At 65.3% G+C, this 25,876-nt stretch carries 23 protein-coding genes and 1 pseudogene; 9 read left to right on the forward strand and 15 right to left on the reverse strand.

The features are described from left to right. Window positions 1–185: 185 nt before the first annotated feature. The 7 genes from U8330_RS04565 (at window position 186) to ureG (ending at window position 5,234) form a co-directional block, all read left to right on the forward strand. Window positions 186–806 (forward strand): Urease operon accessory protein, encoded by a 621-nt coding sequence (locus U8330_RS04565; protein WP_323107164.1) that lies wholly within the window; start codon window positions 186–188, stop codon window positions 804–806. Between the two features lie 7 nt (window positions 807–813). Further along, complete coding sequence (locus tag U8330_RS04570; protein ID WP_323103955.1) at window positions 814–1,071, forward strand: AbrB/MazE/SpoVT family DNA-binding domain-containing protein; 258 nt, start codon at window positions 814–816, stop codon at window positions 1,069–1,071. Continuing rightward, a complete protein-coding gene (locus U8330_RS04575) occupies window positions 1,068–1,478 on the forward strand; it encodes a type II toxin-antitoxin system VapC family toxin (RefSeq protein WP_323103956.1) in 411 nt (136 codons plus the stop codon). The genes U8330_RS04570 and U8330_RS04575 overlap by 4 nt, the downstream gene beginning before the upstream one ends. A 4-nt stretch (window positions 1,479–1,482) precedes the next feature. Continuing rightward, window positions 1,483–3,195 carry an urease subunit alpha gene (gene ureC / locus U8330_RS04580; protein ID WP_323103957.1) on the forward strand — a complete coding sequence of 571 codons (1,713 nt, stop codon included), beginning with the start codon at window positions 1,483–1,485 and terminating at the stop codon, window positions 3,193–3,195. Window positions 3,196–3,285: 90 nt separating this feature from the next. Beyond that, the gene (locus U8330_RS04585; protein WP_416236818.1) at window positions 3,286–3,858 is read left to right on the forward strand and encodes an urease accessory protein UreE; all 573 of its coding nucleotides are present in this window, start codon (window positions 3,286–3,288) and stop codon (window positions 3,856–3,858) included. Continuing rightward, window positions 3,851–4,564 (forward strand): urease accessory protein UreF, encoded by a 714-nt coding sequence (locus U8330_RS04590; RefSeq protein WP_416236899.1) that lies wholly within the window; start codon window positions 3,851–3,853, stop codon window positions 4,562–4,564. The genes U8330_RS04585 and U8330_RS04590 overlap by 8 nt, the downstream gene beginning before the upstream one ends. A gap of 55 nt (window positions 4,565–4,619) precedes the next feature. Next, window positions 4,620–5,234, forward strand: coding sequence for an urease accessory protein UreG (gene ureG / locus U8330_RS04595; RefSeq protein WP_323103959.1), 615 nt, complete (start codon window positions 4,620–4,622; stop codon window positions 5,232–5,234). 415 nt (window positions 5,235–5,649) lie between these two features. Here the strand turns inward: ureG and U8330_RS04600 are convergent, their stop codons facing one another. The 11 genes from U8330_RS04600 to U8330_RS04650 all read right to left on the reverse strand — a co-directional run bounded on the left by U8330_RS04600 (window position 5,650) and on the right by U8330_RS04650 (window position 18,131). Continuing rightward, a complete protein-coding gene (locus tag U8330_RS04600; protein WP_323103960.1) occupies window positions 5,650–8,970 on the reverse strand; it encodes an efflux RND transporter permease subunit in 3,321 nt (1,106 codons plus the stop codon). Between the two features lie 13 nt (window positions 8,971–8,983). Then, on the reverse strand, window positions 8,984–10,198 hold the full coding sequence (locus U8330_RS04605) for an efflux RND transporter periplasmic adaptor subunit (RefSeq protein WP_323103961.1): 1,215 nt from the start codon (window positions 10,196–10,198) through the stop codon (window positions 8,984–8,986). 295 nt (window positions 10,199–10,493) lie between these two features. Then, window positions 10,494–11,486, reverse strand: a complete 993-nt coding sequence (locus U8330_RS04610) for an ABC transporter substrate-binding protein (RefSeq protein WP_323103962.1) — start codon at window positions 11,484–11,486, stop codon at window positions 10,494–10,496. A 28-nt stretch (window positions 11,487–11,514) separates the two neighbouring features. After that, entirely contained in the window at window positions 11,515–12,378 is an 864-nt protein-coding gene (locus tag U8330_RS04615) for an ABC transporter permease (RefSeq protein ID WP_323103963.1), read from the reverse strand. Then, a complete protein-coding gene (locus U8330_RS04620) occupies window positions 12,375–13,247 on the reverse strand; it encodes an ABC transporter permease (protein WP_323103964.1) in 873 nt (290 codons plus the stop codon). The genes U8330_RS04615 and U8330_RS04620 overlap by 4 nt, the downstream gene beginning before the upstream one ends. Window positions 13,248–13,622: 375 nt before the next feature. Continuing rightward, complete coding sequence (locus tag U8330_RS04625) at window positions 13,623–14,441, reverse strand: ABC transporter ATP-binding protein (RefSeq protein WP_323107165.1); 819 nt, start codon at window positions 14,439–14,441, stop codon at window positions 13,623–13,625. Next, window positions 14,441–14,803: a hypothetical protein gene (locus U8330_RS04630; RefSeq protein WP_323103965.1), complete on the reverse strand. Its 363-nt coding sequence runs from the start codon at window positions 14,801–14,803 to the stop codon at window positions 14,441–14,443. Before U8330_RS04630 ends, U8330_RS04625 begins: the two co-directional genes overlap by 1 nt. A 5-nt stretch (window positions 14,804–14,808) precedes the next feature. Beyond that, window positions 14,809–16,263 (reverse strand): dihydropyrimidinase, encoded by a 1,455-nt coding sequence (gene hydA, locus U8330_RS04635; protein WP_323103966.1) that lies wholly within the window; start codon window positions 16,261–16,263, stop codon window positions 14,809–14,811. Window positions 16,264–16,271: 8 nt separating this feature from the next. Then, window positions 16,272–16,637, reverse strand: coding sequence for a type II toxin-antitoxin system PemK/MazF family toxin (locus U8330_RS04640; protein WP_323103967.1), 366 nt, complete (start codon window positions 16,635–16,637; stop codon window positions 16,272–16,274). Beyond that, entirely contained in the window at window positions 16,634–16,846 is a 213-nt protein-coding gene (locus U8330_RS04645) for an antitoxin MazE-like protein (RefSeq protein WP_323103968.1), read from the reverse strand. The genes U8330_RS04640 and U8330_RS04645 overlap by 4 nt, the downstream gene beginning before the upstream one ends. 34 nt (window positions 16,847–16,880) lie before the next feature. Further along, window positions 16,881–18,131 (reverse strand): Zn-dependent hydrolase, encoded by a 1,251-nt coding sequence (locus U8330_RS04650; protein ID WP_323103969.1) that lies wholly within the window; start codon window positions 18,129–18,131, stop codon window positions 16,881–16,883. A gap of 295 nt (window positions 18,132–18,426) precedes the next feature. Here U8330_RS04650 and U8330_RS04655 point away from each other — a divergent pair, with 295 nt between their 5' ends. Then, complete coding sequence (locus U8330_RS04655) at window positions 18,427–19,080, forward strand: TetR family transcriptional regulator C-terminal domain-containing protein (protein ID WP_323103970.1); 654 nt, start codon at window positions 18,427–18,429, stop codon at window positions 19,078–19,080. Window positions 19,081–19,131: 51 nt separating this feature from the next. Here U8330_RS04655 and U8330_RS04660 read toward each other — a convergent pair whose 3' ends face one another. Beyond that, window positions 19,132–20,811, reverse strand: coding sequence for an adenylate/guanylate cyclase domain-containing protein (locus tag U8330_RS04660; RefSeq protein WP_323103971.1), 1,680 nt, complete (start codon window positions 20,809–20,811; stop codon window positions 19,132–19,134). 122 nt (window positions 20,812–20,933) lie between these two features. Then, window positions 20,934–21,833 (reverse strand): LysR family transcriptional regulator, encoded by a 900-nt coding sequence (locus U8330_RS04665; protein ID WP_323103972.1) that lies wholly within the window; start codon window positions 21,831–21,833, stop codon window positions 20,934–20,936. Between the two features lie 99 nt (window positions 21,834–21,932). Between U8330_RS04665 and U8330_RS04670 the strand changes: the two are divergent. Next, window positions 21,933–22,958 (forward strand): annotated as a pseudogene (locus U8330_RS04670) (zinc-dependent alcohol dehydrogenase family protein). A gap of 36 nt (window positions 22,959–22,994) precedes the next feature. Here U8330_RS04670 and preA read toward each other — a convergent pair. Both preA and U8330_RS04680 read right to left on the reverse strand, forming a co-directional pair. Further along, window positions 22,995–24,308 carry an NAD-dependent dihydropyrimidine dehydrogenase subunit PreA gene (preA, locus tag U8330_RS04675; protein ID WP_323103973.1) on the reverse strand — a complete coding sequence of 438 codons (1,314 nt, stop codon included), beginning with the start codon at window positions 24,306–24,308 and terminating at the stop codon, window positions 22,995–22,997. Window positions 24,309–24,320: 12 nt separating this feature from the next. Next, window positions 24,321–25,700 carry an NAD(P)-dependent oxidoreductase gene (locus U8330_RS04680; protein ID WP_323103974.1) on the reverse strand — a complete coding sequence of 460 codons (1,380 nt, stop codon included), beginning with the start codon at window positions 25,698–25,700 and terminating at the stop codon, window positions 24,321–24,323. Window positions 25,701–25,876: the final 176 nt, after the last annotated feature.

Here is a 25,876-nt window from a genome sequence, read left to right on the forward strand (position 1 = left end):
AGCATGGTTTGCCGAGGCGTGATCGCTTCGCCTCCTGCGGAGACAGACACGATGGGATGGCGATCGCGGGATCGCCGTCCGAATTCAAGGGAGCTGGCCGCCATTCGCGCGGTCGTCATGGTCAAGGCCCGCAGCCAGCGGGCGAGGAAGGGTAGGAAACAAGCGTGGCGGCGAGGGAGCGCATCGTGATCGTCGGCAACGGGCCGGTGCCGGAAGGCGCAGCGGCCGCGATGGCGCAGGCCGATCGGGTGGTCCGCTTCAATGATTGCCGCTCCTTCCGCGCCGGCGAACGGTCCGATGTCGTGGCCGTGTGCAATACCGGCCGGCCGGCGCGCGCCATGCTGGACGGCGGCGCCTGGGCGCATCACCCCGCCGTGGTCGCGGCACGCGACATCTGGTGCGTGCGCGATCCCGCCTTCTTCGCAGCGCTGCGGGCGCCGCTTGCCATAAGCCATCCCGAGCTCGACGATTTCTGCGAGGATGGCACGCCGGGCTTCGAGGCCTTTGCCCTGGCCTCTGCCAAGGGGGTCCGGGTTCTGGACGCGAGCCTGCACAGCCGCGTGGTGGCGGCGCTGGCGCCGTATGCGCCGGCCGGCAGCTATGTCGTGCCGAGCAGCGGGCTGATCGTCATCGCCGCCCTGCTTGAGGATGCGCCCGAGGCCGACCTTGTTCTGACAGGTTTCACCCATCAGGGATGGGACGGCCACCCCTTCGCGGCCGAAGCCCGGCTGGTCGAAAGCTGGTGCCGTGCCGGCCGGTTGAGCCGGCTTGTCGAAGCGGCGCCTCCGCGCGCCGCACAGGCATGAGGAGACCATGATGGGTGAAACAGTCCGGATCAAGGCAGGCACGATCACGCTTCCCGAGGCGGTGCTGAAGACATTGGGTCTTGGCGAAGGCGATGCGGTGGAGATCGTCACCAGCGAGACCGGCGTGGTCGAACTCCGCCGGCCCGGCGGCGGCTTCAAGGACCTGCGCGGCGTCATCAAACTGGAGCGGCCGATCAGTGGTGACGAACTCGATCAATGGATCAGGGACGCCCGCAACGCCGGCTACCGTGAGGATGACGTATGATCGGGCTGGACACGAACATGCTGATGCGTTGGCTCGCAAGCGGATCCATCACCGACGCTGAAGGCGCGAGGCAAGCTGCAGAAATAACGCGCTTTATGAACCAGACCGACATGCCGGTTTTCGTCAATCATATCGTTCTGGTCGAGATCGTCTGGTTGCTGCGCAGCAAGGTCCGGCTTGCGCGTGGAGCCATCGCGTCGTTCTTGATCCAGGTCATCGAGCACCCCCGGCTGGTCGTTGAGGATCGCGAGGCCGTTGCTGCCTCGCTGCAATCCTATGGTCAACATCCCGGCGATTTCGCCGATCACCTGATCGGTGAGATCAACAGCCGCAATGGCTGCCGCACCACCTATACATTCGACCGCGCGGCCGCGCGCTCGCCCCTCTTCTCCGAGCTTTCGAGGTAGACCCATGTCCTACAAAATGCCGCGTGCCGCCTATGCCGCCATGTTCGGGCCCACCACCGGGGATCGGGTGCGCCTTGCCGATACGGAGCTTTTGATCGAGGTGGAGAAGGATTTCACCACCTATGGCGACGAGGTGAAGTTCGGCGGCGGCAAGGTGATCCGCGACGGCATGGGCCAGAGCCAGGTGACGCGGGCGGAAGGCGCTGTGGATACCGTCATCACCAATGCGCTGATCGTCGACCACTGGGGTATCGTCAAGGCCGATATCGGCCTGAAGGACGGGCTGATCGTCGCGATCGGCAAGGCGGGCAACCCGGATACGCAGCCCAATGTCGACATCATCGTCGGCCCCGGCACGGAGGCGATCGCGGGCGAAGGCAAGATTCTGACGGCCGGCGGCATGGACAGCCACATCCACTTCATCTGCCCGCAGCAGATCGAGGAGGCGCTGATGTCGGGCCTCACCACCATGCTCGGCGGCGGCACCGGCCCCGCGCACGGCACGCTCGCCACCACCTGCACCCCCGGCCCCTGGCACATTGCCCGGATGATCGAGGCGGCGGATGCCTTTCCGATGAACCTGGCCTTTGCCGGCAAGGGAAATGCCTCGCTGCCCGGCGCGCTCATCGAAATGGTGCTCGGCGGCGCCACCTCGCTGAAGCTGCACGAGGACTGGGGCACGACGCCGGCCGCCATCGATTGCTGCCTGTCGGTCGCCGACGAGTATGACGTGCAGGTGATGATCCACACCGATACGCTGAACGAGAGCGGCTTCGTCGAGGATTCGATCGCGGCGCTGAAGGGCCGCACCATCCATGCCTTCCACACGGAAGGGGCCGGCGGCGGCCATGCGCCTGATATCATCAAGATCTGCGGTCAGCCGAACGTCATCCCGTCCTCGACCAATCCGACCCGGCCCTACACGATCAACACGCTCGCCGAACACCTCGACATGCTGATGGTGTGCCACCATCTCTCGCCCTCGATCCCGGAGGATATCGCCTTCGCCGAAAGCCGCATCCGCAAGGAAACGATCGCCGCGGAAGACATTCTCCACGATATCGGCGCCTTCTCGATCATCTCCTCCGACAGCCAGGCCATGGGTCGCGTCGGCGAGGTGGCGATCCGCACCTGGCAGACGGCGGACAAGATGAAACGTCAGCGCGGCCGGCTGCCGGGCGAAACGGGCGACAACGACAACCTGCGGGTCAAGCGCTACATCGCCAAATACACGATCAACCCGGCCATCGCCCACGGACTGAGCCACGCGATCGGCTCGGTCGAGGTCGGCAAGCGTGCCGATCTCGTGCTCTGGAACCCGGCCTTCTTCGGCGTCAAGCCGGACATGGTGCTGCTGGGCGGCACGATCGCCGCAGCTCCCATGGGCGATCCCAATGCCTCGATCCCGACGCCGCAGCCGGTGCATTACCGGCCGATGTTCGGCTCCTATGGCAAGGCGCGAACCAATTCCTCCGTCACCTTCGTCAGCCAAGCCTCGCTCGATGCCGGGCTTGCCGCCAGGCTCGGCGTCGCCAAGACGCTGATGGCGGTCAAGAACACCCGCGGCGGCATCGGCAAGGCCTCGATGATCCACAACAGCCTGACGCCGGTGATCGAGGTTGATCCGGAAACCTATGAGGTGCGCGCCGATGGCGAACTCCTGACCTGCGAACCCGCAACCGTGCTGCCGATGGCGCAGCGGTATTTCTTGTTCTGACCCCGCCATCACTTTGCCGCGGCGGAGCGCCACGCTCCGCGCAAACGCTCCCCTCCGGCCTCGCCGGACCAGCCTGAAAGACGTGCACCCATGCCCTACCGCTCCACCAAGGTTCTTTCGCCCGGCCCGCGCGACAAGGCGCCGCTGCATGTGCTGGCCTTGCCGAGCGACCAGCGGCATCTGCGCCGCAAGCTCCTGCACCTGCCGGACGACGATGTGGTGATGCTGGACCTGAAGGAGGCCGTGATGCTGGCCGATGGCGACGTGCTGCTGCTCGACACTGGAGAGTATGTCGAGATCGGCGCCGTGGAAGAGCCGCTCTATGCCGTGACCGCGCGGGACCCTCTGCACCTGACCGAACTTGCCTGGCACCTGGGCAACCGCCATCTCCAGGTCGAGATCGGCGAGGGGCGGATCCTTATCCAGCGCGATCCGGTGATCCGCGGCATGCTGCTGGGGCTCGGCGCTGCGGTGGAGGAGATCACCGCCGCCTTCCACCCGATGCGCGGTGCCTATCACGGCCATGGCGGCCACGACCACGGCGGGCACGGCCATGCGCATGGGGGCGACGCGCATGCCGATCACGCTGAGCACGACCATCATGCACACCATGATCACGGCTCCTGCGCTGGCCACAGGGCGCATGAACATCGCCATGGGTGAAGCTGCCGCCACCGCTCAGCACCGCACGGCCGCTTATGCGGGGGAAGGATCGGCGCAGGCACTGGTGCGCCTGGCAGCCTGGCTTTCACCGGCCTTCCCGGTCGGCGCCTTCGCCTATTCGGGCGGGCTGGAACAGGCAATTCGCAGCGGGGCGATCCGCAATACAGAGGGACTGCAGGACTGGCTTTCGGCAATGATCGGCCACGGCCAGAGCTGGAACGACGCCGTGCTGCTGGCGGAAGCCTATCGCTGCGTGGCGGATCAGGAGAAGCTGACGGCGCTTTCGGAGCTGGCCGAGGCGATGAGCGGCGGGCGCGAGCGGCATCTGGAGGTGATGAGCCTGGGCGAGGCCTTCCTCGCCGCCGCTGCCGCCTGGCCGCACCCGGCGCTGGAGGCGCTGGCCGGCCGGGCGGCCTATCCGGTCGCTGTGGGGGCCGTGGCGGGGGTGCATCGCACCGGCCTGCAGGCGGCCATCGCCGCCTATCTGCAGGCGCAGGTCGCAACGCTCACATCCGTCGCCATTCGCTGCAGCCTGATCGGGCAGCGCCACGCTGTCGCGCTGCTGGCCGCGCTGGAGCCGCTCAGCCTCGCACAGGCGGCAAGGGCGGCGGACAGTCGTCTGGACGATCTCGGCACCGCAACGCTGCTGGCCGATATGGCGAGCCTGGCTCATGAAACCCTGCAGCCCCGGCTGTTTCGATCGTAAGGCACGGGCAGCAGGCAGACTTGGCGCCCGCGCGGCGCGCAGAAAAGGACAGGACATGACACGATCTGCAAACGGACCCCTGCGCGTCGGCATTGGCGGCCCGGTCGGCTCCGGCAAGACGGCGCTGACGGACAAGCTCTGCAAGGCCATGCGCGAGACCTATTCGGTGGCGGTGGTCACGAACGACATCTACACGCAGGAGGATGCCGAAGCGCTGGTTCGCATGCAGGCGCTTCCCTCCGATCGCATCGTCGGCGTGGAAACGGGCGGCTGCCCGCACACGGCCATCCGCGAGGATGCGACGATCAACCTGCAGGCGATCGCCGATCTCAATCGCCGCATCCCGGATCTCGACGTCGTCTTCATCGAATCCGGCGGCGACAATCTGGCCGCCACCTTCTCGCCCGATCTCGCGGATCTGACCCTCTATGTCATTTCCGTCTGCCAGGGCGAGGAAATTCCGCGCAAGGGTGGACCGGGGATCACGAAATCGGACCTGCTGGTGATCAACAAGAAGGATCTCGCCCCCTATGTCGGCGCGGATCTCGACGTCATGCAGCGCGACGCCGACCGCATGCGCCACTCCCGCCCCTTCGTCTTTTCCGACATGAAGCGTGGCGAAGGGGTAGAGCGGATCGTGGAGTTCCTGCGGGTTGAAGGCGGGCTGTAGGTGCTCTCGCTATCCGACGAAAGCAAGAATCCCTCTGGCCTGCCGGCCATCTCCCCCACAAGGGGGGAGAGACCCAGACGCCGCCGCTCGCTCCCTCTAGCAAAAGAGTCGGGACACTGCAGCGGACGATCGTGATCAAGAGCTGCGCGTTGGGGTCTGACAGGCAATCATGAAACCGGGGGCCTGCCTCACGGTCTCCCACAAGGGGGAGAGTGCAAGAGGCGACCGCTCGACCCACTCTTGCGCTCTATTCTGAAAATCATCGCCCGCGCAGAACGAGCAGCCGGCTTTCCTCGCGCATGGCCCGCCTCACGGTTTCTCCCCTCTTGTGGGGGAGATGGGCGGCAGGCCAGAGGGGGATTTTTGCCGCAGCGCCTGAGGCTCAAGAGGCCGGCCCCTCGCGAGGCCGGCCTTGTTATTCCGCCGCCAGCGCCGGGTGGGTCACCACAGTGCCGCCGACGGCGCGGAGCGTGCCGCTGTTGCGGCTTTCCAGCCGGTCGATGCGCTCCTGCAGGGTGGCGATCGTCTCTGCCTGATCCTGCACGGTTTCCGTAAGCGCGGTGCGGTCGAGGGCCACCGTTTCTTCCTCCTTCCTGCCGACCAGGCGGCCGAAGGCCCAGCCGAGCAGGCGGGAGAGGTCGTCCATGATCAGGAAGAAGGACGGCACCACAACGAGCGAGAGCACGGTCGAGACGATGATGCCGCCGATCACCGCGATCGCCATCGGCGCGCGGAAGGTGCCGCCTTCGCCGACGCCGAGCGCCGAGGGCAGCATGCCGGCCGACATGGCGATCGACGTCATGATGATCGGCCGGGCGCGCTTGCGGCCGGCTTCGATCATGGCCTCGACCCGCTCCATCCCGTGCCGCTTCATCTCGATGGCGAAATCGACCAGCAGGATGGCGTTCTTCGTGACAATGCCCATCAGCATGAGAATGCCGATGAGGACAGGCATGGACATGGGGTTCTGGGTGACGATCAGCCCGGCCGCGACGCCGCCAATGGCAAGCGGCAGCGAGAAGAGGATGGTGAAGGGCTGGATGACGTCCTTGAACAGAAGGATGAGCACGACCAGCACCAGCATCAGGCCGAGCAGCATGGCATTGCCGAAGCCGCGCTGCATTTCCGCCTGCACCTCGGCATCGCCGCTTTCCAGGAACTGGACGCCGTCTGGCAGCTTGGTTTCGGCGGCGATGGCCTTGAAGCGGTCGGATGCCGTGTCGAGCGCGACGCCGGAGGGAAGGTCAGCGCCGAGCTTGATGACCCGCAGACGGTCATAACGCTGGATGGAGCTCGGACCTTCGGCGTAATCGATATCCGCCACGCTCGAGACCGGCACGAGCGCGCCGCCCGCCGTCTGGACCTTCAGGTTGCGGATCGCTGCCAGATCCGTGCGCATGGCGGTATCGACCTGGACGCGGATCGGAATCTGCCGGTCATCCAACGAGATCTTCGTGAGCAAGGAGTCGATATCGCCGATCGTCGCGACGCGGACCACCTCGGCGATCTGTGCCGTGGTGATGCCCAGCCGCGACATTTGGTCGGCGCGCGGCTTGATCTGCAGTTCCGGCCGGGGCAGGGCGCCATCGGGGCTGACATTGGCGAGCGTCGGCTCGCTGCGCAGCTTGGCTTCCAGAAGGCCGACCGCCTCGTTGAGATCGGCATCGTTGCGCGAAAGCAGGTTGAAGGCGAGGTCGCGCTCGCCGCGATCGTTCAGCTTCAGCACCCGAACGTCAGGCACGTCGCGAATGGCGGCGTAGACCTCCTTCTCGATCTCCCACTGCGGCACGGTGCGGCCCTGCGGCGGCAGCTTGGGCAGCATGGGGCCGAGCACCGGAATGCGGCCGAAGACATCGTTGACGACCTTGTTGACCAGCGAATGATCGCGCTTGGCCAGCATCAGCGTGACCGTCGCGCGGCGCAGTTCGAGGTCGCCCTTCGGCGAGGCACCGCCCAGCACGAAGACGCTCTCGACTCCGGCAATGTCCTTGACGCGATCATAGATCGCCGTCGTCGCGGCATCCGTGTCTTCCAGCATGGCGTTCGGCGGAAGCTCGACCGACAGCGTGATGCGCGAGGCATCTTCCGGCGGCAGGAAGCTGCCGGGCACGGTGGAGAGCATGTAGACCGACCCAACGAGAAAACCGATGGCGCAGGCGAGCGTCAGATAGCGCATGTACCAGCGCTTGGTCGTCGCCGAAATCAGCCAGCTATAGCCGCGCATGAAGCGGCCCTCGTCGCCTTCCTCGTGCCCGTCCGCATCGCCCGAGCGCATGAGATAGGCGGCCATCACCGGGGTGATCAGGCGCGCCACCATCAGCGAGAAGAAGACGGAGACGGCAACGGTGAGACCGAACTGGATGAAATACTGCCCCGGAATGCCCGGCATGAAGGACACCGGCACGAAGACCGCGATGATCGTGAAGGTGGTGGCGATGACCGCCAGGCCGATCTCGTCCGCCGCCTCGATGGCCGCGCGGTAGGGCGATTTGCCCATCTTGATGTGGCGCGCGATGTTCTCGATCTCGACGATCGCGTCGTCGACGAGAATGCCGGTTGCCAGCGTCAGGGCCAGGAAGGAAACGAGGTTGAGCGAGAAGCCAAGCAGGTCCATGACCCAGAAGGTCGGCACGGCCGAAAGCGGCAGCGCCAGCGCCGAGATCAGCGTCGCCCGCCAGTTGCGCAGGAAGAGCAGCACCACGGCAACGGCGAGCAGCGCGCCTTCCATCAGCGTGTGGATCGCCGCTTCGTAATTGCCATAGGTGAAATAGACGAGGTCGTTGATCAGCGAGATCGACACGTCCGGATTGGCGGCCCGCACCTTGTCCAGCGTCTTTGCCACAGTTTCGGCCACGGAGACCTCGCTGGCGCCCTTGGCGCGGAAGACCGCAAAGGTGACCACCGGGTTGCCGTCGAAGCGCGAGAAGCTTTTCGGCTCCTCATAGGTGTCGGTAATGGAGCCGAGTTCGGAGAGGCGCACGAAGCGGCCGTTCGGCAGGCCGATCATCGTCTTCGACAGGGTTTCGACCGAGCGCGCATCGCCGAGCGTGCGGATCGCCTGTTCGGCGCCGCCGACCTGGCCGCGGCCGGAGCCGAGATCGGTGTTGATGCGGCGCAGCTGGGCGTTCACATCCGCTGCGGTAATGCCGTAGGAGTTCAGACGCTGCGCATTGAGTTCGACGCGAACCTCGCGGTCCGACCCGCCGTAGCGATCAATGCGGCCGATGCCGGTCTGGCCCTGCAGCGCGCGCTTGACCGTATCGTCGACGAACCAGGACAGCTCCTCGAGCGTCATGCCGGGCGAGGACACGGCAAAGGTCTGGATTGCCTGGCCTTCGACATCGATCTTGGACACGATCGGCTCTTCGATCGAGGCCGGCAAGTCGCCGCGGATGCGGTCGATCGCATCCTTGGTGTCCTGCACCGCCTGCTCGGTCGGAACCGAGATCTCGAACTCGACCGCGGTCGTCGACAGGCCGTCGGTGATGGTCGAGGTGACATGCTTGACACCGGTGACGCCCGCCACGGCATCCTCGATCTCCTTGGTCACCTGTGTCTCGAGCTCGGCAGGGGCCGCGCCGCTCTGGGCGACGCTGATCGCCACGATCGGCACGTCGATATTGGGAAAGCGGGTGATGGGCAGCGAATTGAACGACTGATAGCCGAGCACCATCAGAAGCGTGAAGAGGAGAATGGGCGCAATAGGATTGCGGATCGACCAGGCGGAGAAATTCATGGCTTCCCTCTCCTCAATTGGTCGTCGGCGCGGGTTCGGCCGCGCTCTCGACAGGCTTGATGCGATCACCGTCGCGAACATAGGCGCCGGCCTTGGCCACCACGGCCTCGCCGTCCTTCAGCCCCGAAAGGATCTCGATGCTGCGGCCGTCCTGAATGCCAGTTTCGACCTTGACCATGCGCACAACCCCGTTTTCGACCTTGCGGACGGTGGTGCCCTCGCGCCCGCTCGTCACGGCGGTCAGCGGCAGGGTCAGGCCGTCCTTCTCGGCCACGATGATGTCGGCCGTCGCATACATGCCCACCCGCGCGCGTTCGGCCTTGTCGATGGAGAGATATACGGTGCCGAGCCGGGTCTGGTTGTCGACCAGCGGCGAAATCAGCCGAACGCGACCGGACAGCGTGTCCTGGCTGTCGGCAAGCTTGAGGGCGACGGTCTGCCCGACGGCGATCTTCAAAAGATCCGCCTCGGTCACGTCGGCGCGCATTTCCACCGCCCCGTCGCGGATGAGGGTGAAGAGCGGATCGCCATTGCCGCTGGCGATCGCGCCGATCTTGGCGGTCTTGGCCGAAATCGTGCCGGCCACCGGCGCCTTGACCTCGGTACGGGCCAGCCGGAGCGCGACGTCGGAAATCTGCGCCTGCACAACCTGGATATCGGCCTTGGCGACATCGATCAGCTGCTCGGCCGAGCGCACCCGGGCGCGGGCCACGGCAGCGGCCGATTCCGTCTGGTCGGCGATCGCCGTGGAAACGGAGCCCGACTCCTTCAGCCGCGCATTGCGCGCCGCCACGCGGTCGGCTTCCTCGGCATTGGCCTGGGCCTCGATCAGTTGCGCTTCATACTGCGCCAGGGCGGCCTGGGCCTTGGCAAGGCTTGCCTCGTTCTGACTTTTCTGCAGAAGCAAGGCGTCGGGGTTCAACACGGCCAGAACCTGCCCGGCCTGAACCTTATCGCCGATATCGACGGCAAGGCTCTGGATCGACAGCCCGTCGACCAGCGGCGCCACATAGGTCTCTTCCCGGGCCTGGATCGTGCCGGTGGCCACCACGCGGTCGACGATCGGCCCGCGCGTGGTCTTGGTCACGACGATCGTCGGCAGCAACGGCTCGGCCGGGGCAGTAGCCTGCGGCTCCTCCGCCAGCGCCCAACCGGCGCCCAGCGAAAGGCCGGCGGAGAGCGTCAGGGCCTTCAGGAGACCCGGAGTGAAGAGTTTGAAGGCAGCCATCGGCCAAATCGTCCCATTGTCAGAAAATGCGCGTCGTCTCGACAGGGCGCCCGAGCGCCCAGCGGCCAAACCATCCCTTCGGACGGGCCGACCCTGCCCGCAGTTTCCAGAGCCCGGACGGCGTGCACTGCAGCAGAGCATATTTAAGCGGCTTTCGAACCTGCCGCAAGAAGAAAGAATGGTGCCTCACTATTTTATACAACAGCAGAAATGAGAACGCCCCGAAGCGTCGTGACAGAGCTCCGAGGCGTTTTTCAGGCAGGGTGGCAGCGAGCGGCCCGCTGCGCGTCGTGGTCTACTTCAAGGCTTCGTCGGTGATCTCATGCGTCCAGGCGCCCTGCGGCTCCTTGGTGATCACCGGGTCCGAACCGCCCTTCATCAGCGAGGCAACCGTGCGCGTATAGTCGGCTTCGTCGAGTGCGCCATTGGAACCGGCGGTCAGCTTCGCCACTTCGCCCATCATGCGTTTCTGGTGCTCTTCCGTCTGAGCGCCCGTTGCGTCGTTCTCAAGCACGATCCCGGCCGCTTCGTCCGGGTTGCTCTCGGCATATTTCCAGCCCTTCATGGAGGCGCGGACGAACTTGACCATCTTTTCCTTGAAAGCTGGGTCCTTCAGCTTGTCTTCCAGTACGTAGAGACCGTCTTCCAGCGTCGCGACACCCTGGTCTTCGTATTTGAAGGTGATCAGGTCCTCCGGCTTGATGCCGGCGTCGATCACCTGCCAATATTCATTGTAGGTCATGGTGGAGATGCAGGCGGCCTGTTTCTGGATCAGCGGATCGACGTTGAAGCCCTGCTTGAGCACGGTGACGCCATCCGGCCCGCCATCGGTCTTGAGGCCGAGCTGGCTCATCCAGGAGAGGAACGGATATTCATTGCCGAAGAACCAGACGCCGAGCGTCTTTCCTTTGAAGTCTGCCGGCGTGGCGACGCCGCTTTCCTTCAGGCAGGTCAGCATCATGCCGGATTTCTTGAAGGGCTGGGCAATGTTGACGAGCGGCACGCCCTTTTCGCGCGTTGCCAGCGCAGACGGCATCCAGTCGACCACGACATCCGCACCGCCGCCGGCGATCACCTGTGCCGGACCGATATCCGGGCCGCCGGGCTTGATCTCGACGTCGAGGCCTTCCTCTTCGTAATAGCCCTTGTCTTTCGCGACATAATAGCCGGCGAACTGGGCCTGGGTCACCCATTTCAGCTGCAGCGTCACCTTGTCGGCGGCGCTGGCCTGAAAGGCGCCGAGCGAGAGCGCGCTGGCGAGAAGCAGGGATGCGAATGTCTTTGTCATGTCAGTTCCCTTTTATGTTTTTGAAGTCTTACGTATGCCCACCGCGGACAGACGGATGCCAGAAGGTGACGGCGCGCTCGATCAGCGCCACCACCCCGTAGAACAGCGATCCCGCCAGCGCGGCGACGGTGATCTCCGCCCACACCATGTCGACATTCATGCGCCCGACCTCGGTGGAGATGCGAAAGCCCATGCCGACAATCGGCGTGCCGAAGAACTCCGCCACGATGGCCCCGATCAGCGCCAAAGTCGAGTTGATCTTCAAGGCGTTGAAGATGAAGGGCCAGGCGGCGGGGAGCCGGAGCTTGACCAGCGTCTGGAACCAGGAGGCGGCATAGGTGCGCATCAGGTCCTTCTCCATGCTGCTGGCCGCACCAAGGCCGGTGACCGTATTCACGAGCATGGGAAAGAAGGTCATGATGACGACCACCGCCACCTTGGACGGCCAGTCGAAGCCGAACCACATGACCATGATCGGCGCGACGCCGACGACCGGCAGCGCGGAAACGAAATTGCCGAGCGGCAAGAGCCCTTTCTGCAGGAAGGGCGAACGGTCGATGGCGATCGCGGCCAGGAAGCCGAGGCCGCAGCCGAGCACATAGCCGGTCAGCACCGACTTCAGGAAGGTCTGGCGAAAATCCGCCCAAAGGGTGGGCACGGAGGTCACCAGCCGTGCCCAGATCATCGAGGGTGGCGGCAGCAGCACGCTCGGCACCTCGAAGCCGCGAACCAGCCCTTCCCAGAGCACGAGGATGCTGAGGCCGAACAGGAGCGGCACGGCGATGCGGATCGCCCGTCCGGCAAGCGGGCTGCGGGGCGTCGTCCGCACCAGCCATTCGTTCAGGGCCCAGGCGGCGAGCCAGAAGGCCAGGGCAGGCAGGATCGCGCTCATGGCCGGGCTCCCATGCGGGCGGTGACGAGGGATTGGATGGCGCCGACGACGAGGACCAGCACAGCCGCGAGCCCCGCCGCCATGAACAGTGCGGCCCAGATCTGCACGGTCTGGCCGTAATAGGAGCCAGCCAGAAGCCGTGCGCCGAGCCCCGCCACCGCGCCGGTCGGCAGCTCGCCGACGATGGCGCCGACCAGCGAAATGGCGACCGCCACCTTCAGCGAGGTGAAGAGATAGGGCATGGCCGAGGGCCAGCGCAGCTTCCAGAAGATCTGCGCGCCGCTCGCATGATAGGTGCGCATCAGGTCGAGCTGGATCTGCTCGGGGCTGCGCAGCCCCTTCACCATGCCGACGGCGACGGGGAAGAAGGAAAGGTAGGTCGAAATCAGCGCCTTCGGCAGCAGGCCGGAGATGCCGGCGGCATTGAGAACGACGATGATCATCGGCGCGATGGCAAGGATCGGGATCGTCTGGCTGGCGATGATCCAGGGCATCAGCGAGCGATCCATGGCACGATTGTGCACGATGCCGACGGCCAGCAGGATGCCGAGCACCGTGCCGATGCCGAAGCCCATGAGCGTCGCCGAAAGCGTGATCCAGGCATGGTAGACGAGGCTGCGCTTGGATGTGACCGGCTTGTCCACCACCGTATCCCACAGCTCCGCCATCACCTGATGCGGCGCCGGCAGCACCGGCCGCGCCTGGGCCATGGTGTTCCTGACGAGATCGGCAAATCCGATGGTCGTGCCGGCCCGCGCCGCGGTGTCGCGCTCGAACGGGGCGTTGAGGAAGACGACGGCGGCATACCAGACGAGTACCAGCGCGGCGAGGACGGTGAGGACGGGGAGAAGTTTTTCGCGGATGGTCATGGCGCCACTCCCATCTGCCAGCCACTGCCACCCAAAACCCCCTCTGGCCTGCCGGCCATCTCCCCCACAAGGGGGGAGAGACCGTGTGGCACGCGCTCGCTTCCTATCGACAGGCAGCGAATAAGCGACGTGTCTGCGTAGGAAAACGAAAATGGGATCCGAGCGGCCCGCCCCATGGTCTCTCCCCCCTTGTGGGGGAGATGGCCGGCAGGCCAGAGGGGGACATGGCCACACAGCAATTGGTCGCTTCTCAAGTCAGTACGCTGCGCAATCTCTTGACGTGGACGAGAGGTACGATCGACCCGCCCCATGGTCTCTCCCCCCTTGTGGGGGAGATGGCCGGCAGGCCAGAGGGGAGTTTCCGCCATCGACAGCTCACTCCTCATAGCTGTGCCCCGCCCGAAGCCCATCGCGGACCCGGCTGGCGATTTCGAGGAATTCAGGGGTTTCGCGGATGTCGAGGGGGCGCTCGCGGGGAAGGGTGGAGTCGATGATGTCCGTCACCCGTCCGGGGCGCGGGCTCATCACCACGATCTTGGTGGAGAGATAGACGGCCTCGGGAATGGAATGGGTGACGAAGCAGATGGTCTTTTCCGTCCGGTCCCACAAGCTGAGAAGCTGCTCGTTCAGATGATCGCGGACGATTTCGTCCAGCGCGCCGAAGGGCTCGTCCATCAGCAGGAGGTCGGCATCGAAGGCGAGCGCGCGGGCGATCGAGGCGCGCTGCTGCATGCCGCCGGAGAGCTGCCAGGGATATTTCTTGCCGAAACCGGTGAGGTTGACGAGGTCAAGGGTCCGCGCGATGCGGGCCCGCTTCTCCGCCTCAGGATAGCCCATGATCTCGAGCGGCAGGGCGATGTTCTTCTCGATGGTGCGCCAGGGATAGAGCCCTGCCGCCTGGAACACATAGCCGTAGGAGCGGTTGCGCCGGGCGTCTTCCGGCGAGGTGCCATTGACGGTGATGGTGCCGGACGTCGCCTTCTCGAGATCGGCGATGACGCGCATGAACGTCGTCTTGCCGCAGCCGGACGGGCCGATGAAGGAAACGAAGTCGCCCTTGCGGATATCGAGCGTGACGCCGGTCAGCGCGGTGACGGGCCCGTCATTGGTCTTGAAGACAAGGCCGAGGTCGCGCGCGGAGACGACGGAGGCAGGCGAGGCGGTGGAAACAGGCCCTTCGGCAGCAGGCGACATTACCGACATTTGGCGAGCGGACCCCTTGTGTTGCCGTCCGCGAAGCGGACGATGTAGGACGTCTTGGATTTCTCGAGGCTCACCATTTCACCGCTCCCCGTTCCGCCTTTGCCTTCGCAGCGCAGCCGGATCGAGAAGCCCTTGGCTGTCTTCTTCGCGGCGCTTTGAAACGCGCAGGAGGAGGCAGCGGTGGTGATGCCGTGGTCGTTGCGCCGGAAGAATGCGTCCGCGCCGTGTGCTTCCCCGGTCCCTGCGTACCGACAGCCCTCCGCGTTGCCATAGGCTGCGTCGAGGACGGCGGGCGAGGCGACCGCCGCGTCGACGACGCAGCCGCAGGCAAGGAGGAGGGCGAGCAGGGTCATCCGGCTCAGACCCCGCTGGCCGGAATGCCGCTGCGGGTCACCTTGCGCGGCGCGGAAATCTCCTTCCAGGTGGAAAGCGCCTTGGCGACCGGGGTGACGGGCGGGCGCTTGACGAAGGCGCCATGGCCCTCGCGGGTCTTCACCGTGTCCTCCTCGATCGCCACCACACCGCGCGTCAGCGTGAAGCGCGGCAGGCCGGTGACGACCTTTCCCTCGAAGACATTGTAGTCGATCGCCGATTGCTGGGTGGCGGCGGCAATGGTCTTGGAGCGGTTCGGATCCCAGACGACCAGGTCGGCATCGGCGCCGACGAGGATCGCGCCCTTCTTCGGATAGATGTTGAGGATCTTGGCGATATTGGTGGAGGTGACGGCCACGAACTCGTTCATGGTGATGCGCCCGGTCGCGACGCCATGGGTCCAGAGCATGGGCATGCGATCCTCGAGCCCGCCCGTGCCGTTCGGAATCTTGCGGAAATCGCCGAGGCCGAAGCGCTTCTGCTCGGTGGTGAAGGCGCAGTGGTCGGTCGCCACCACCTGCAGCGAGCCGGAGGCAAGGCCGGCCCACAGGCTGTCCTGGTGCGTCTTGTTGCGGAAGGGCGGCGACATGACGCGGCGCGCGGCATGGTCCCAGTCGGGGTTCGAATATTCGCTGTCGTCCAGAGTCAGGTGCTGGATCAGCGGCTCGCCATAGACGCGCATGCCCTTCTGCCGGGCGCGGCGGATGGCCTCGTGCGCCTGTTCGCAGGAGGTATGGACGATATAGACCGGGCAACCCGCCATGTCGGCGATCATGATCGCCCGGTTCGTCGCTTCGCCCTCCACCTCCGGCGGGCGCGAATAGGCATGCGCCTCCGGCCCGTCATTGCCCTCGGCCATCAGCTTGGCCTGCATCTGCGCCACCACATCGCCATTTTCGGCATGGACGAGCGGCAGCGCGCCGAGCTCGGCACAGCGCTGGAAGGAGGAGAACATCTCGTCGTCATCCACCATCAGCGCGCCCTTATAGGCCATGAAATGCTTGAAGGTGTTGATGCCCTTGTCGCGGACGATCGTCTCCATCTCGTTGAAGACCTGCTCGCCCCACCAGGTGATCGCCATGTGGAAGGAATAGTCGCAGGTGGCGCGCGAGGTCTTGTTGTCCCACATGGTCAGGGCGTCCAGCATGGACTGGCCGGGATTGGGAAGCGCGAAGTCCACCACCATGGTGGTGCCGCCCGCGAGCGCCGCCCGCGTTCCGCTCTCGAAATCGTCGGAGGAATAGGTGCCCATGAAGGGCATCTCCAGATGGGTATGCGGATCGATGCCGCCGGGCATGACATAGCAGCCGGTCGCATCCAGTTCGTCGCCGCCCGAAAGGTTCGGCCCGATCTCGGCGATAACCCCGTTCTCGATGCGCAGATCCGCCTTGTAGGTCAGGTCCGCGGTGACGATGGTGCCGTTCTTGATGATGGTGGTCATTGGCTCTCCTATCTTCCCGCTGCCAGCAGGGGCAGGATGGTTCGATGCAATCCTGTAATGGTGATGAGAGCGGTTTCCAGCCGCTGCATGTCCTCGTCGCTCAACCTGCCGATCACCTGTCGGATGGCGGCCTTGCGCAGATGGGTGATCTTGTCGACCATGATCTGCGATGTCACTTCCAGACCGTTACCGGCCGTGGGTTCGATCGTCGGCCGAAAGCTCGGCGCGTCCGCAAGGGAGGACGTGAAGGCGCACAGGATCAGGCTTTCATGGGCCTCGATGAATTCGTCCGCATGGAGGATGACGGCCGGGCGCGGCTTCTTGAGATCGCCCTGAAAGGCTGCTGTCACCATGTCGCCGCGCTTGGGTCTCACGCTTGGTCCCAATCCTCATACGCATCCTCGCCAAGGAGATCGGTCAGCCCCTCGCGTCGGTCCGCTTCGACGGAGGATCGCGCCTGACGGGCCGCTTCTGCGCGGTAGCTGGCGCTCGAAAAATCCGGCACCCAGACCTCCACCGGCCGATAGCCCTGGCGCAGGAGTTCGGCGCGCTCATCCGGGGAAAGCTCTCTCGGTCGTCCCATGCTCTGCCCTCCGTCTCGTGCCGCCGCTGTCAGCCTACTCCACGATCTCCGCCGTCTCCACCACGGCGTGGAAGAGAACGTCGCAGCCGGCGCTGGCCCATTCCTTGGAAATTTCCTCGGCCTCGTTGTGGGAGACCCCGCCGACGCAGGGGCACATGATCATGGTGGAGGGGGCAACGCGCGCGGTCCAGCAGGCATCGTGCCCGGCGCCGGAAACGATGTCGCGATGGGAGAGGCCGAGCTTCTCGGCCGAACGGCGCACACGGTCCACCAGCGTCGGATCGAACGTGACCGGATCGAAATGCCCGACCGGCTCGACCGAACAGCCGACACCGAGATCGGCACAGATGGCCGCGGCTTCGCGTTCGATCCGGGCGCGCATCGCGTCAAGCTTTGCCTGCTCCGGCGAGCGGATGTCGACGGTGAAGACAACGGTGCCGGGCAGGACATTGCGGGAATTGGGCGACACGAAGATCTGCCCGACCCCGCCGACCGCATTGGGCTGGCTCTCCATGGCCACGGTCTGAACCATCTCGAGGATACGGGCCATGGCGAGCCCGGCGTTGACGCGCAGCGTCATCGGTGTGGAGCCGGTATGGGCCTCGCGGCCGGTCAGCGTGAATTCCAGCCACCAGAGGCCCTGACCATGCGTCACGACGCCGATCGCCGTGTTCTCTGCCTCCAGAATCGGCCCCTGCTCGATATGATATTCGAAATAGGCGTGCATCTTGCGCGCGCCCACCTCTTCCTCGCCCCGCCAGCCGATGCGCTCCAGCTCCTCGCCGTAGGTCTTGCCGTCTGGATCGCGGCGGCCATAGGCCCAGTCGAGCGTGTGGATGCCGGCGAAGACGCCGGAGGCCAGCATGGCCGGCGCGAAGCGCGCGCCTTCTTCATTGGCCCAGTTGGTGACGACGATCGGATGGCGGGTGCGCAGACCGAGATCGTTCATCGAGCGCACGACTTCGAGCCCCGCCAGAACGCCGAGCACGCCGTCATATTTGCCGCCGGTCGGCTGTGTGTCCAGGTGCGAGCCGACGTAGACGGGTAGGGCATCGGGATCGGTGCCGGGGCGGGTGGCGAACATCGTGCCCATGGCATCGACGCCCATGGAAAGCCCGGCCGCATCGCACCAGGATTGGAACAGGCGGCGCCCCTCGGCATCGGCGTCGGTCAGCGTCTGGCGATTGTTGCCGCCGGCGATGCCGGGACCGATCTTCGCCATCTCCATCAACGAGTCCCAGAGCCTGTCGCCATTGATGCGCAGGTTTTCGCCGGGTGCGGCCATGCGTGGTGCCCTCTCAGTTCAAGACGCGCTCAGCCGGACGCGAGCAGCCTCTTTCCAATATCTTTCGGCCGACGGCAGCCTCTTTGGAAGGCGCGTCATCGTCCTGTTCCCACCGGTCAATTCGGGGCTCGTTTTTTCTTTCGCCCTCGCGATCCGCCGTTGCCTTCGGTAAGGAACTGGCTGATAATTTGACCGGTTGGTAAACGTTACAACTTCCGAAGCGACACTCAAGACGGATTCGAAAAAAACGGACAGATTTCTTGAAGGCCGGTTCAGGGCGAGAGGGCGGGGGTCCATGGCACTACCTCGGGCAGCGAAAACGCAGCGCCGCACACGCATCCAGGAAGAGAAGGAGGAGCTGATCCTCGAAGCCGCGCTGGATGTCTTCTCCGCCCATGGGTTCCGCGGCAGCACGATCGACCAGATCGCCGAGGTGGCCGGCATGTCGAAGCCCAATCTGCTCTATTATTTCCGCACCAAGGAGGCCATGCATCGGGCGCTGATCGAGCGCGTGCTCGACAGCTGGCTCGATCCCCTGCGCGAGTTCGATTCGGAGGGCAATCCGGAAACGGAGATCCGCAGCTATATTCGCCGCAAGCTGGAAATGGCGCGCGACTTCCCGCGTGAAAGCCGTCTCTTCGCCAATGAGGTGCTGCAGGGGGCGCCGCGCATCGAGGACCAGTTGAAAGGGCCCCTGAAGACGCTGGTGGACGAAAAGGCGGAGGTCATCCGCGCCTGGATCAAGGCCGGCAAGATCGCCAAATGCGATCCCTACCATCTCATCTTCGCCATCTGGGCCACGACCCAGCATTATGCCGATTTCGACGTCCAGGTTCAGGCGGTGCTCGGGCCCCGGCGCTCCGGCGAAGGCCGCTTCGACGATGCCGCCCGGTTCCTCGAACAGATCTTCACCCGTGGTCTTTCCTTGGATCCCGTGCCGAAGCCGTGACGGGTTCGGGGCCTCAATCGTCTGTGACGCGGTTCCGGGCACACGTTTTGGTCAGGCCGTCTCGCGATGGGCCGCGCGACGGCGGGCGGCGACGATCAGGGGTTCGAGATCCGAGGCCTTTTCGATGATCAGGGTTTCGAGCGTGCCCGAGCGGCCGCGGATGGCGATGTCGTAGCTCGGCCAGTCCTGGATCGCCAGGCCGGCAAGGCGCACGGTTTCGGCCGATACGGCGAGCTGGGCATCATATTCCTTGGCGAACCCCTCCAGCCGGCTCGCGGCATTGATCGTGTCGCCCACGGCGGTGAGCGAGGAGGCGCGACCATAGCCGATCTGCCCGATGATGGCCGTGCCGGCATGCATGCCCATGGCGATCCGTAAGGGCCGGTCGAGCTCGGTCGTGAAGGTCTGGTTGAGGACCTCCACGCGTCGGGCAATCCGCGTCGTGGCGACCAGCGCTTCCGAACAGGCCTGCTCGATGTCGCTGGCAAGGCCGAAAATCGCCAAGACGCCATCGCCGATGAATTTGTCGATCACCCCGCCGGCGCTTTCCACCGCCTCGCCGATCGTTTCGAAATAGCGGTTGAGCAGAAACACCGTGTCGAAGGGCAGCTGCTGCTGCGACATGCGGGTGAAGTCGCGCAGATCGCAGAAGAGCACGGCGATGGGGCGCTCGCGGCCGGCGGCTTCCTCCTCGGTCGTCTGCTGGCGGATTCCGACGGCTTCGCCGGCCAGGACGGGGGCGATGGAGAGGTCATGGTTCGGCCGCATCTGGCAGCCGAGCCGCACATCCGCGGGCGCCTTGATCCGGGCGAGCGTGGCGCGCTCGCCGGCCTCGGGCGGCGGCTGGCCATCCAGCCCATCGGTGATGCGCACGCGGCAGGTGGAGCAGCGCCCGCGGCCGCCGCAGACCGCCACATGCGGGATCCCGGCCGAGCGGCTGGCCTCGAGCAGCGAAAACCCGCGTGCGACCGAGATGCTGCGCCCATCCGGATAGCGGATTCGGATGCGCCCGTTCACCGGCCAGGCGCGCGCCACCAGCACCGCGCCGATGGCAAGCGCCAGAAACAGCCGCAGCCCTTCCCGGATTTCGGCAAGCAATGCCGGGTCGGTGCGCCCCTTCATGAACCAGGCGACGGAGGGGCTGGAGGGCGGCAGGCTGCGTGCCGCGATCGCAAAGCCGAGCCAGGCGAGCAGAGGAAGCAGAAGCGCCAGCGTGAACAGCGGAAAGACGGCACGCGGATACCAGTCGCGGCCGCGGATCCAGAACCAGATCCCGAGGCAGCCATGCAGCCAAGCGACGATCAAAGCCAGGGTCTGGCTGGTGATGTTGCCCCAGCGGCTCCAGAGCGTCGGCAGGATATCATAGTAGCTCGCGGAATAGCCGGAGAGCATCCAGTCGATCCGCGTTCCCGTGACATGGGTGATGAGCAGGAAGGGAAGCGTCAGGCCCAGGATGATCTTCGCCGCTTCCTTGACCGGCATGCGCAGGGTCTGTCGCCGATAGAGGGATTCCAGCGCCATGACGAAGTGCACCATCAGCGCGCCGTAAAGCGCGATCGTGCCCGGCACGGTGCGCCAGATCAGGTTGAAGAGCGCGCGCCCCCACTCCATGGCATCGACCGAAATCAGGCCGAGCGTGTGGTTGAGGAGATGGGTGAGAACGAAAAAGCCGAGGAAAAGGCCGCTCCAGAGGTGCAGCCGCTTGCGGATCAAGGTCGGGTCGAAGGGCACTCGCCGGCGCGCTCCCTTGTCGCCATTGCCTCATAGCGTCTTATCGGCTGTTTCCCGCGTGTCGGCAATGCACGTTTTTGCGCGATCCCGTCATCGCTCTCGCCCGCCGCGGCCTCGGCCCGTCAGTCCATCGCGGTCGGCAGCTTGGCGACCAGTTCGTCGATCACCAGCCGCAGCCGCGGCGTCATCATCGGCGCGCGGGGCCACACTGCATAGGCATCGAAGGTCAGTGACTTGACGCCGGTCAGAACTTCACAAAGCGCGCCGGACGAGAGTCCATCGCGCACCAGCCAGCACGGCAACCAGGCAAGGCCGAGCCCGGCGCAGGCGGCATCATGGATTGCCTCGATATCGTCCAGCCGCAGGCGCGCCGGCGGCCGCACGACCCGGTCCGGATCGGTCTCGGTCGGAAAGACCCAGCCTTTCGCTCCGTCGCGGCGGGCATAAACCACGCCGTCGTGCCCAACCAGATCGTCCAGTGTTTCCGGCGCCGGCCGGCGCGCGAGATAGGCGGGGGCGGCGCAGACCGTCATGCGCTGGCCACCGACGCGCCGAACCATCAGGTCCGGCGTATCCGGAAGATTGCCGTTCCGCACCGCCAGATCGAACCCTTCGTCGAGAAGGTCCACCACACGATCCGAAAAGGCGAGGTCGAGTTCGAGCAGCGGGTGCCGGTCGATCAGGCCGGTCAGGATCGGCGCGATGACGCGTCGCCCGAAGACGACGGGCAGGGAAATGCGCAACCGGCCGCGGATCTCGCGCCGGCCCGATTCAAGCAGGGTCTCACCCAGCCGAATCTCCTCGACCGCGCGCAGGCAGCGCTCGTGGAAGAGCAGCCCCTCCTCCGTCAGGCTTTGACGGCGCGTCGTGCGGTGGAAGAGTCGGACGCCGAGACGGCTCTCCAGCCGCGCGATCGACTTTGCCACCGCTGAACGGGTCAGGTTCAGCCGCTCGGCAGCTGCCGAGAAACTGCCGGCCTCCACCACATCGAGCAGCACGGGAATGTCGTTCAACCTGTTCATTGGTGCCTCAGGATCGTCAGTTTGGGGAATAATGGTCAAAACTGCTGAGGAAGGTTCTTCGATAAGCTGCGCGTGTCAATCCGTACAGGAGATTTGAACATGCAGCAGATTTTGGCACGGCAGTGGGTCCTTCACGACTTCGGCAAGGCAGAAGCGGGACTCGAGCTTCAGGCCGTTTCCGTCACCGCACCCTTGCCCCATGAGGTGCAGATCCGCACCGCCGCCGTCTCTCTCAATTATCGCGACCTGCTGATGCTGGAGAATGGTATGGGCTCGCCCTTGTCCTTCCCCTTCGTGCCGGGGTCCGACATGGCGGGCATTGTCGAGGCCGTCGGCTCCGCGGTTGTCGCCTTCCATCCGGGGGATCGCGTGATCGCCAGCTTTTCACCCGACTGGATCGACGGCGTGCCGGAGGGCAGCGCGCGTAACCCGCCGTACAAGGCGCTGGGCGGCTTCTATCCGGGTGTGCTCTCGGAGATCGTGACGCTTCCTCAGTCCTGGCTCGTCCGCGCGCCCGTGAGCCTGTCGCTTGCGGAAGCCAGCACCTTGCCCTGCGCCGGTCTCACGGCCTGGTTCGCCCTATAGGAAACGGCCCGCATCGCGCCGGGGCAGAGCGTTCTCGTTCAGGGCACCGGCGGCGTTGCCCTGTTCGGTGTTGCGATTGCGAGGGCCTATGGCGCCGAGGTCTTCGTCGTTTCTGGCGATGCGGGGAAGCGCGACCGGGCGAGGGCGCTCGGAGCCCATCATTCGCTCGCCCGTGAAGCTTGGGTCGAGGAGGTCTATGCCCTCACGCAGGATCGTGGGGTCGATCACATTCTCGAGCTCGTCGGCGGCCCGCATCTCGGCCGCTCGCTCGAGGCCGTTGCCGTGGGCGGACGCATTTCGGTGATCGGTGTTCTCGATGGTTTCACGCTCTCCGCCTCGGCAGGTCCGCTTCTCTCGAAGTCGGCCACGCTGCAGGGCATCTCGGTCGGACATCGCCGTGCGCTGGAAAACTTCGTCGCGGCAATCGACGAAAAGGGGATCAAGCCGGTGGTCGACGCGGTCTATCCGTTCGAAGAGGTCGCGCAGGCTGTCGCCCATCTGCGGCGCGGGCCTTTCGGCAAGGTGGTCGTGACGCTGTGAGGAAACGGGAGCCCGGCCGGCGGGCTCCCGTCCTGATCATTCGGCGGCTTCGCGCTTCATCGGGTTGTTCGGGTGCATCGTCCAGTTGGCGTAGGTCGGCTCCACCACCTTGCCGGTGCGCTCGTCCAATGTGCCGGGCTCCAGCGGCACCATGGTGATGCAATCCTGGACCGGACAGACATTGACGCAGAGATTGCAGCCGACGCACTCGTCCTCCATCACCTCGAAGTGGCGCTTGCCGTCCACATAGGCCGTGATGGCCTGGTGGGAGGTGTCCTCGCAGGCGATGTGGCAGCGGCCGCACTGGATGCAGAGATCCTGGTCGATCTTCGCCTTGGCGACATAGTTGAGGTTGAGATACTGCCAGTCGGTGACGTTCTTGACCGCGCGTCCGGTGATGTCGTCCAGCGTCCGATGCCCCTTGGAATCCATCCAGGTAGAGAGACCGGTGATCATTTCCTGAACGATCTTGAAGCCGTAGGTCATGGCGGCGGTGCAGACCTGCACGTTTCCGGCGCCGAGCGCCAGGAACTCCGCCGCATCCCGCCAGGTGGTCACGCCGCCGATGCCGGAGATCGGCAGGCCATAGGTTTCCGCATCGCGCGCGATCTCGGCCACCATGTTGAGCGCGATCGGCTTGACGGCCGGGCCGCAATAGCCGCCATGGCTGCCCTTGCCGTCGATCGAGGGCTCGGGCGAGAAGCTGTCGAGATTGACCGAGGTGATCGAGGAGATGGTGTTGATCAGCGAGACGGCATCCGTGCCGCCGCGCTTGGCGGCGCGGGCCGGATAGCGCACATCGGTGATGTTCGGCGTGAGCTTGGTGATGACCGGCATGCGCGTATACTGCTTGCACCAGCGCACGACCATTTCGATGTATTCCGGCACCTGGCCGACGGCCGAGCCCATGCCGCGCTCGCTCATGCCGTGCGGACAGCCGAAATTGAGCTCGATGCCATCGACGCCGGTCTCTTCGACCAGCGGCAGGATCGCCTTCCAGCTCTCCTCGACGCAGGGCACCATGATCGAAGCGATCAGCGCTCGGTCCGGCCAGTTCATCTTGACCTGCTTCATTTCGCGCAGGTTGGTGTAGAGGTCGCGGTCGGTGATGAGCTCGATATTGTTGAGGCCGAGCAGGCGGCGATCGGCGCCCCAGATCGCGCCGTAGCGCGGCCCGTTGACGTTCACCACCGGCGGGCCTTCCTCGCCGAGCGTTTTCCAGACCACGCCGCCCCAGCCGGCCTTGAAGGCCCGCTCGACATTGTAGGCCTTGTCGGTCGGCGGCGCAGAGGCGAGCCAGAAGGGGTTGGGCGACTTGATGCCGATGAAATTGTTGCGAAGATCAGCCATGTCCGTCCCTCCTCAAGCCACGGCCGCAGCCGGCTGCTGCGCGCTGAGCAGCATGCGGTTGATCGATTCCGCCGCATCGCGGCCATGCGCCACGGCCTGAACCGTGAGGTCTTCCCCGCCCAGCACGCAGTCACCGCCGGCCCAGACCTTTGGCAGCGAGGTGCGGCCTTCTTCGTCGACGACGATCCGGCCGGACTGCAGGGCGATCAGGCCGAGTGCATCCGCTTCGAAAGTCTGGCCGATGGCTTTGAGAACCTGGTCAGCTGCGATGATGCCGGTCTCGCCGGTTGCGACGAGGCGGCCTTCGACGACATGGGTATAGTCGAGCTCGATGCCGGCCACCGTGCCGGTCTCGCTGGTAAGAATGCGCTTCGGGCTCAGCCAATGGCGGATCATCACGCCCCTGGAGGCGGCGAGATCCTGCTCATAGGTGGAGGCGTTCATCTGCGCCTTGCCGCGCCGGTAGCAGATGGTCACCTCCTCCGCGCCGAGAAGCTTTGCCTGAACGGCGGCATCGACCGCGGTCATGCCGCCACCGATGACGACGACGCGACGGCCGACCGGCACATCCGTCTTCGTTACCGACTGGCGCAGCCGGGCGATGAAGTCCACGGCGTCCTCGACGCCTTCCGCGGCTTCGCCTTCGGCCATCAGCGCATTGACGCCCTGCAGACCCATGCCGAGGAACACGGCGTCAAAGCGCGCCGTGAGATCCGTGAGCGTGATGTCGCGGCCGAGCGCCTGGCGGTTGCGGATCTCGATGCCGCCGATCGAAAGGAGATAGGCGACCTCCTTCTGGGCGAAATCATCGACCGACTTGTAGGTCGCGATCCCGTATTCGTTCAGCCCGCCCGCCTTTTCGCGGGCGTCGAAGATCACCACCTGGTGGCCCTGCATGGCCAGGCGATGCGCGCAGGCAAGGCCGGCCGGCCCGGCGCCGACGACGGCGATCGTCTTGCCCGTTGCCGGGGCGCGCTCGAAGAACTGTGCGTTTTCGCTCATGGCGATGTCGGTCGCATAGCGCTGCAGGCGGCCGATCTCGACCGGCTTGCCCTCGGCGGTCATGCGCACGCACACCTCTTCGCAGAGCGTCTCGGTCGGACAGACGCGGGCGCACATGCCGCCCAGAATGTTCTGCTCGAAGATCGTCTTGGCCGAACCGAGCGGATTGCCGGTGCCGATCTGGCGGATGAACAGCGGAATGTCGATCGAGGTCGGGCAGGCGGTCATGCACGGCGCGTCGTAGCAGAAGTAGCAGCGATCGGCGGCAACAAGTGCCTCATGATCGTCGAGGCGCGGATGCAGATCCGCAAAATTCGCCTCGTAGTCGGCCGGCGTCAATCGCCCGCTCGCAATGCCGGCCACGGTGGCTGGCGCTTCAGTCGTTCCCATTATCTTACTCCCAATGTAGCCTCAGGATGAGCAAAAGCTAACACGGAAATTTTTTTTATCAAACGGTAAAATTTCGGTCCGGTGCGGGCGCGTTCGTCCGGCTTCCGAGGCGTCGCAACCCTGGGGGAAGACGGGGTTGGTTGCGACCGAATTGACAGTCAGGTCGTTTCAATGGC

This window comes from Rhizobium sp. CC-YZS058, assembly GCF_034720595.1.
GTDB lineage: Bacteria > Pseudomonadota > Alphaproteobacteria > Rhizobiales > Rhizobiaceae > Ferranicluibacter.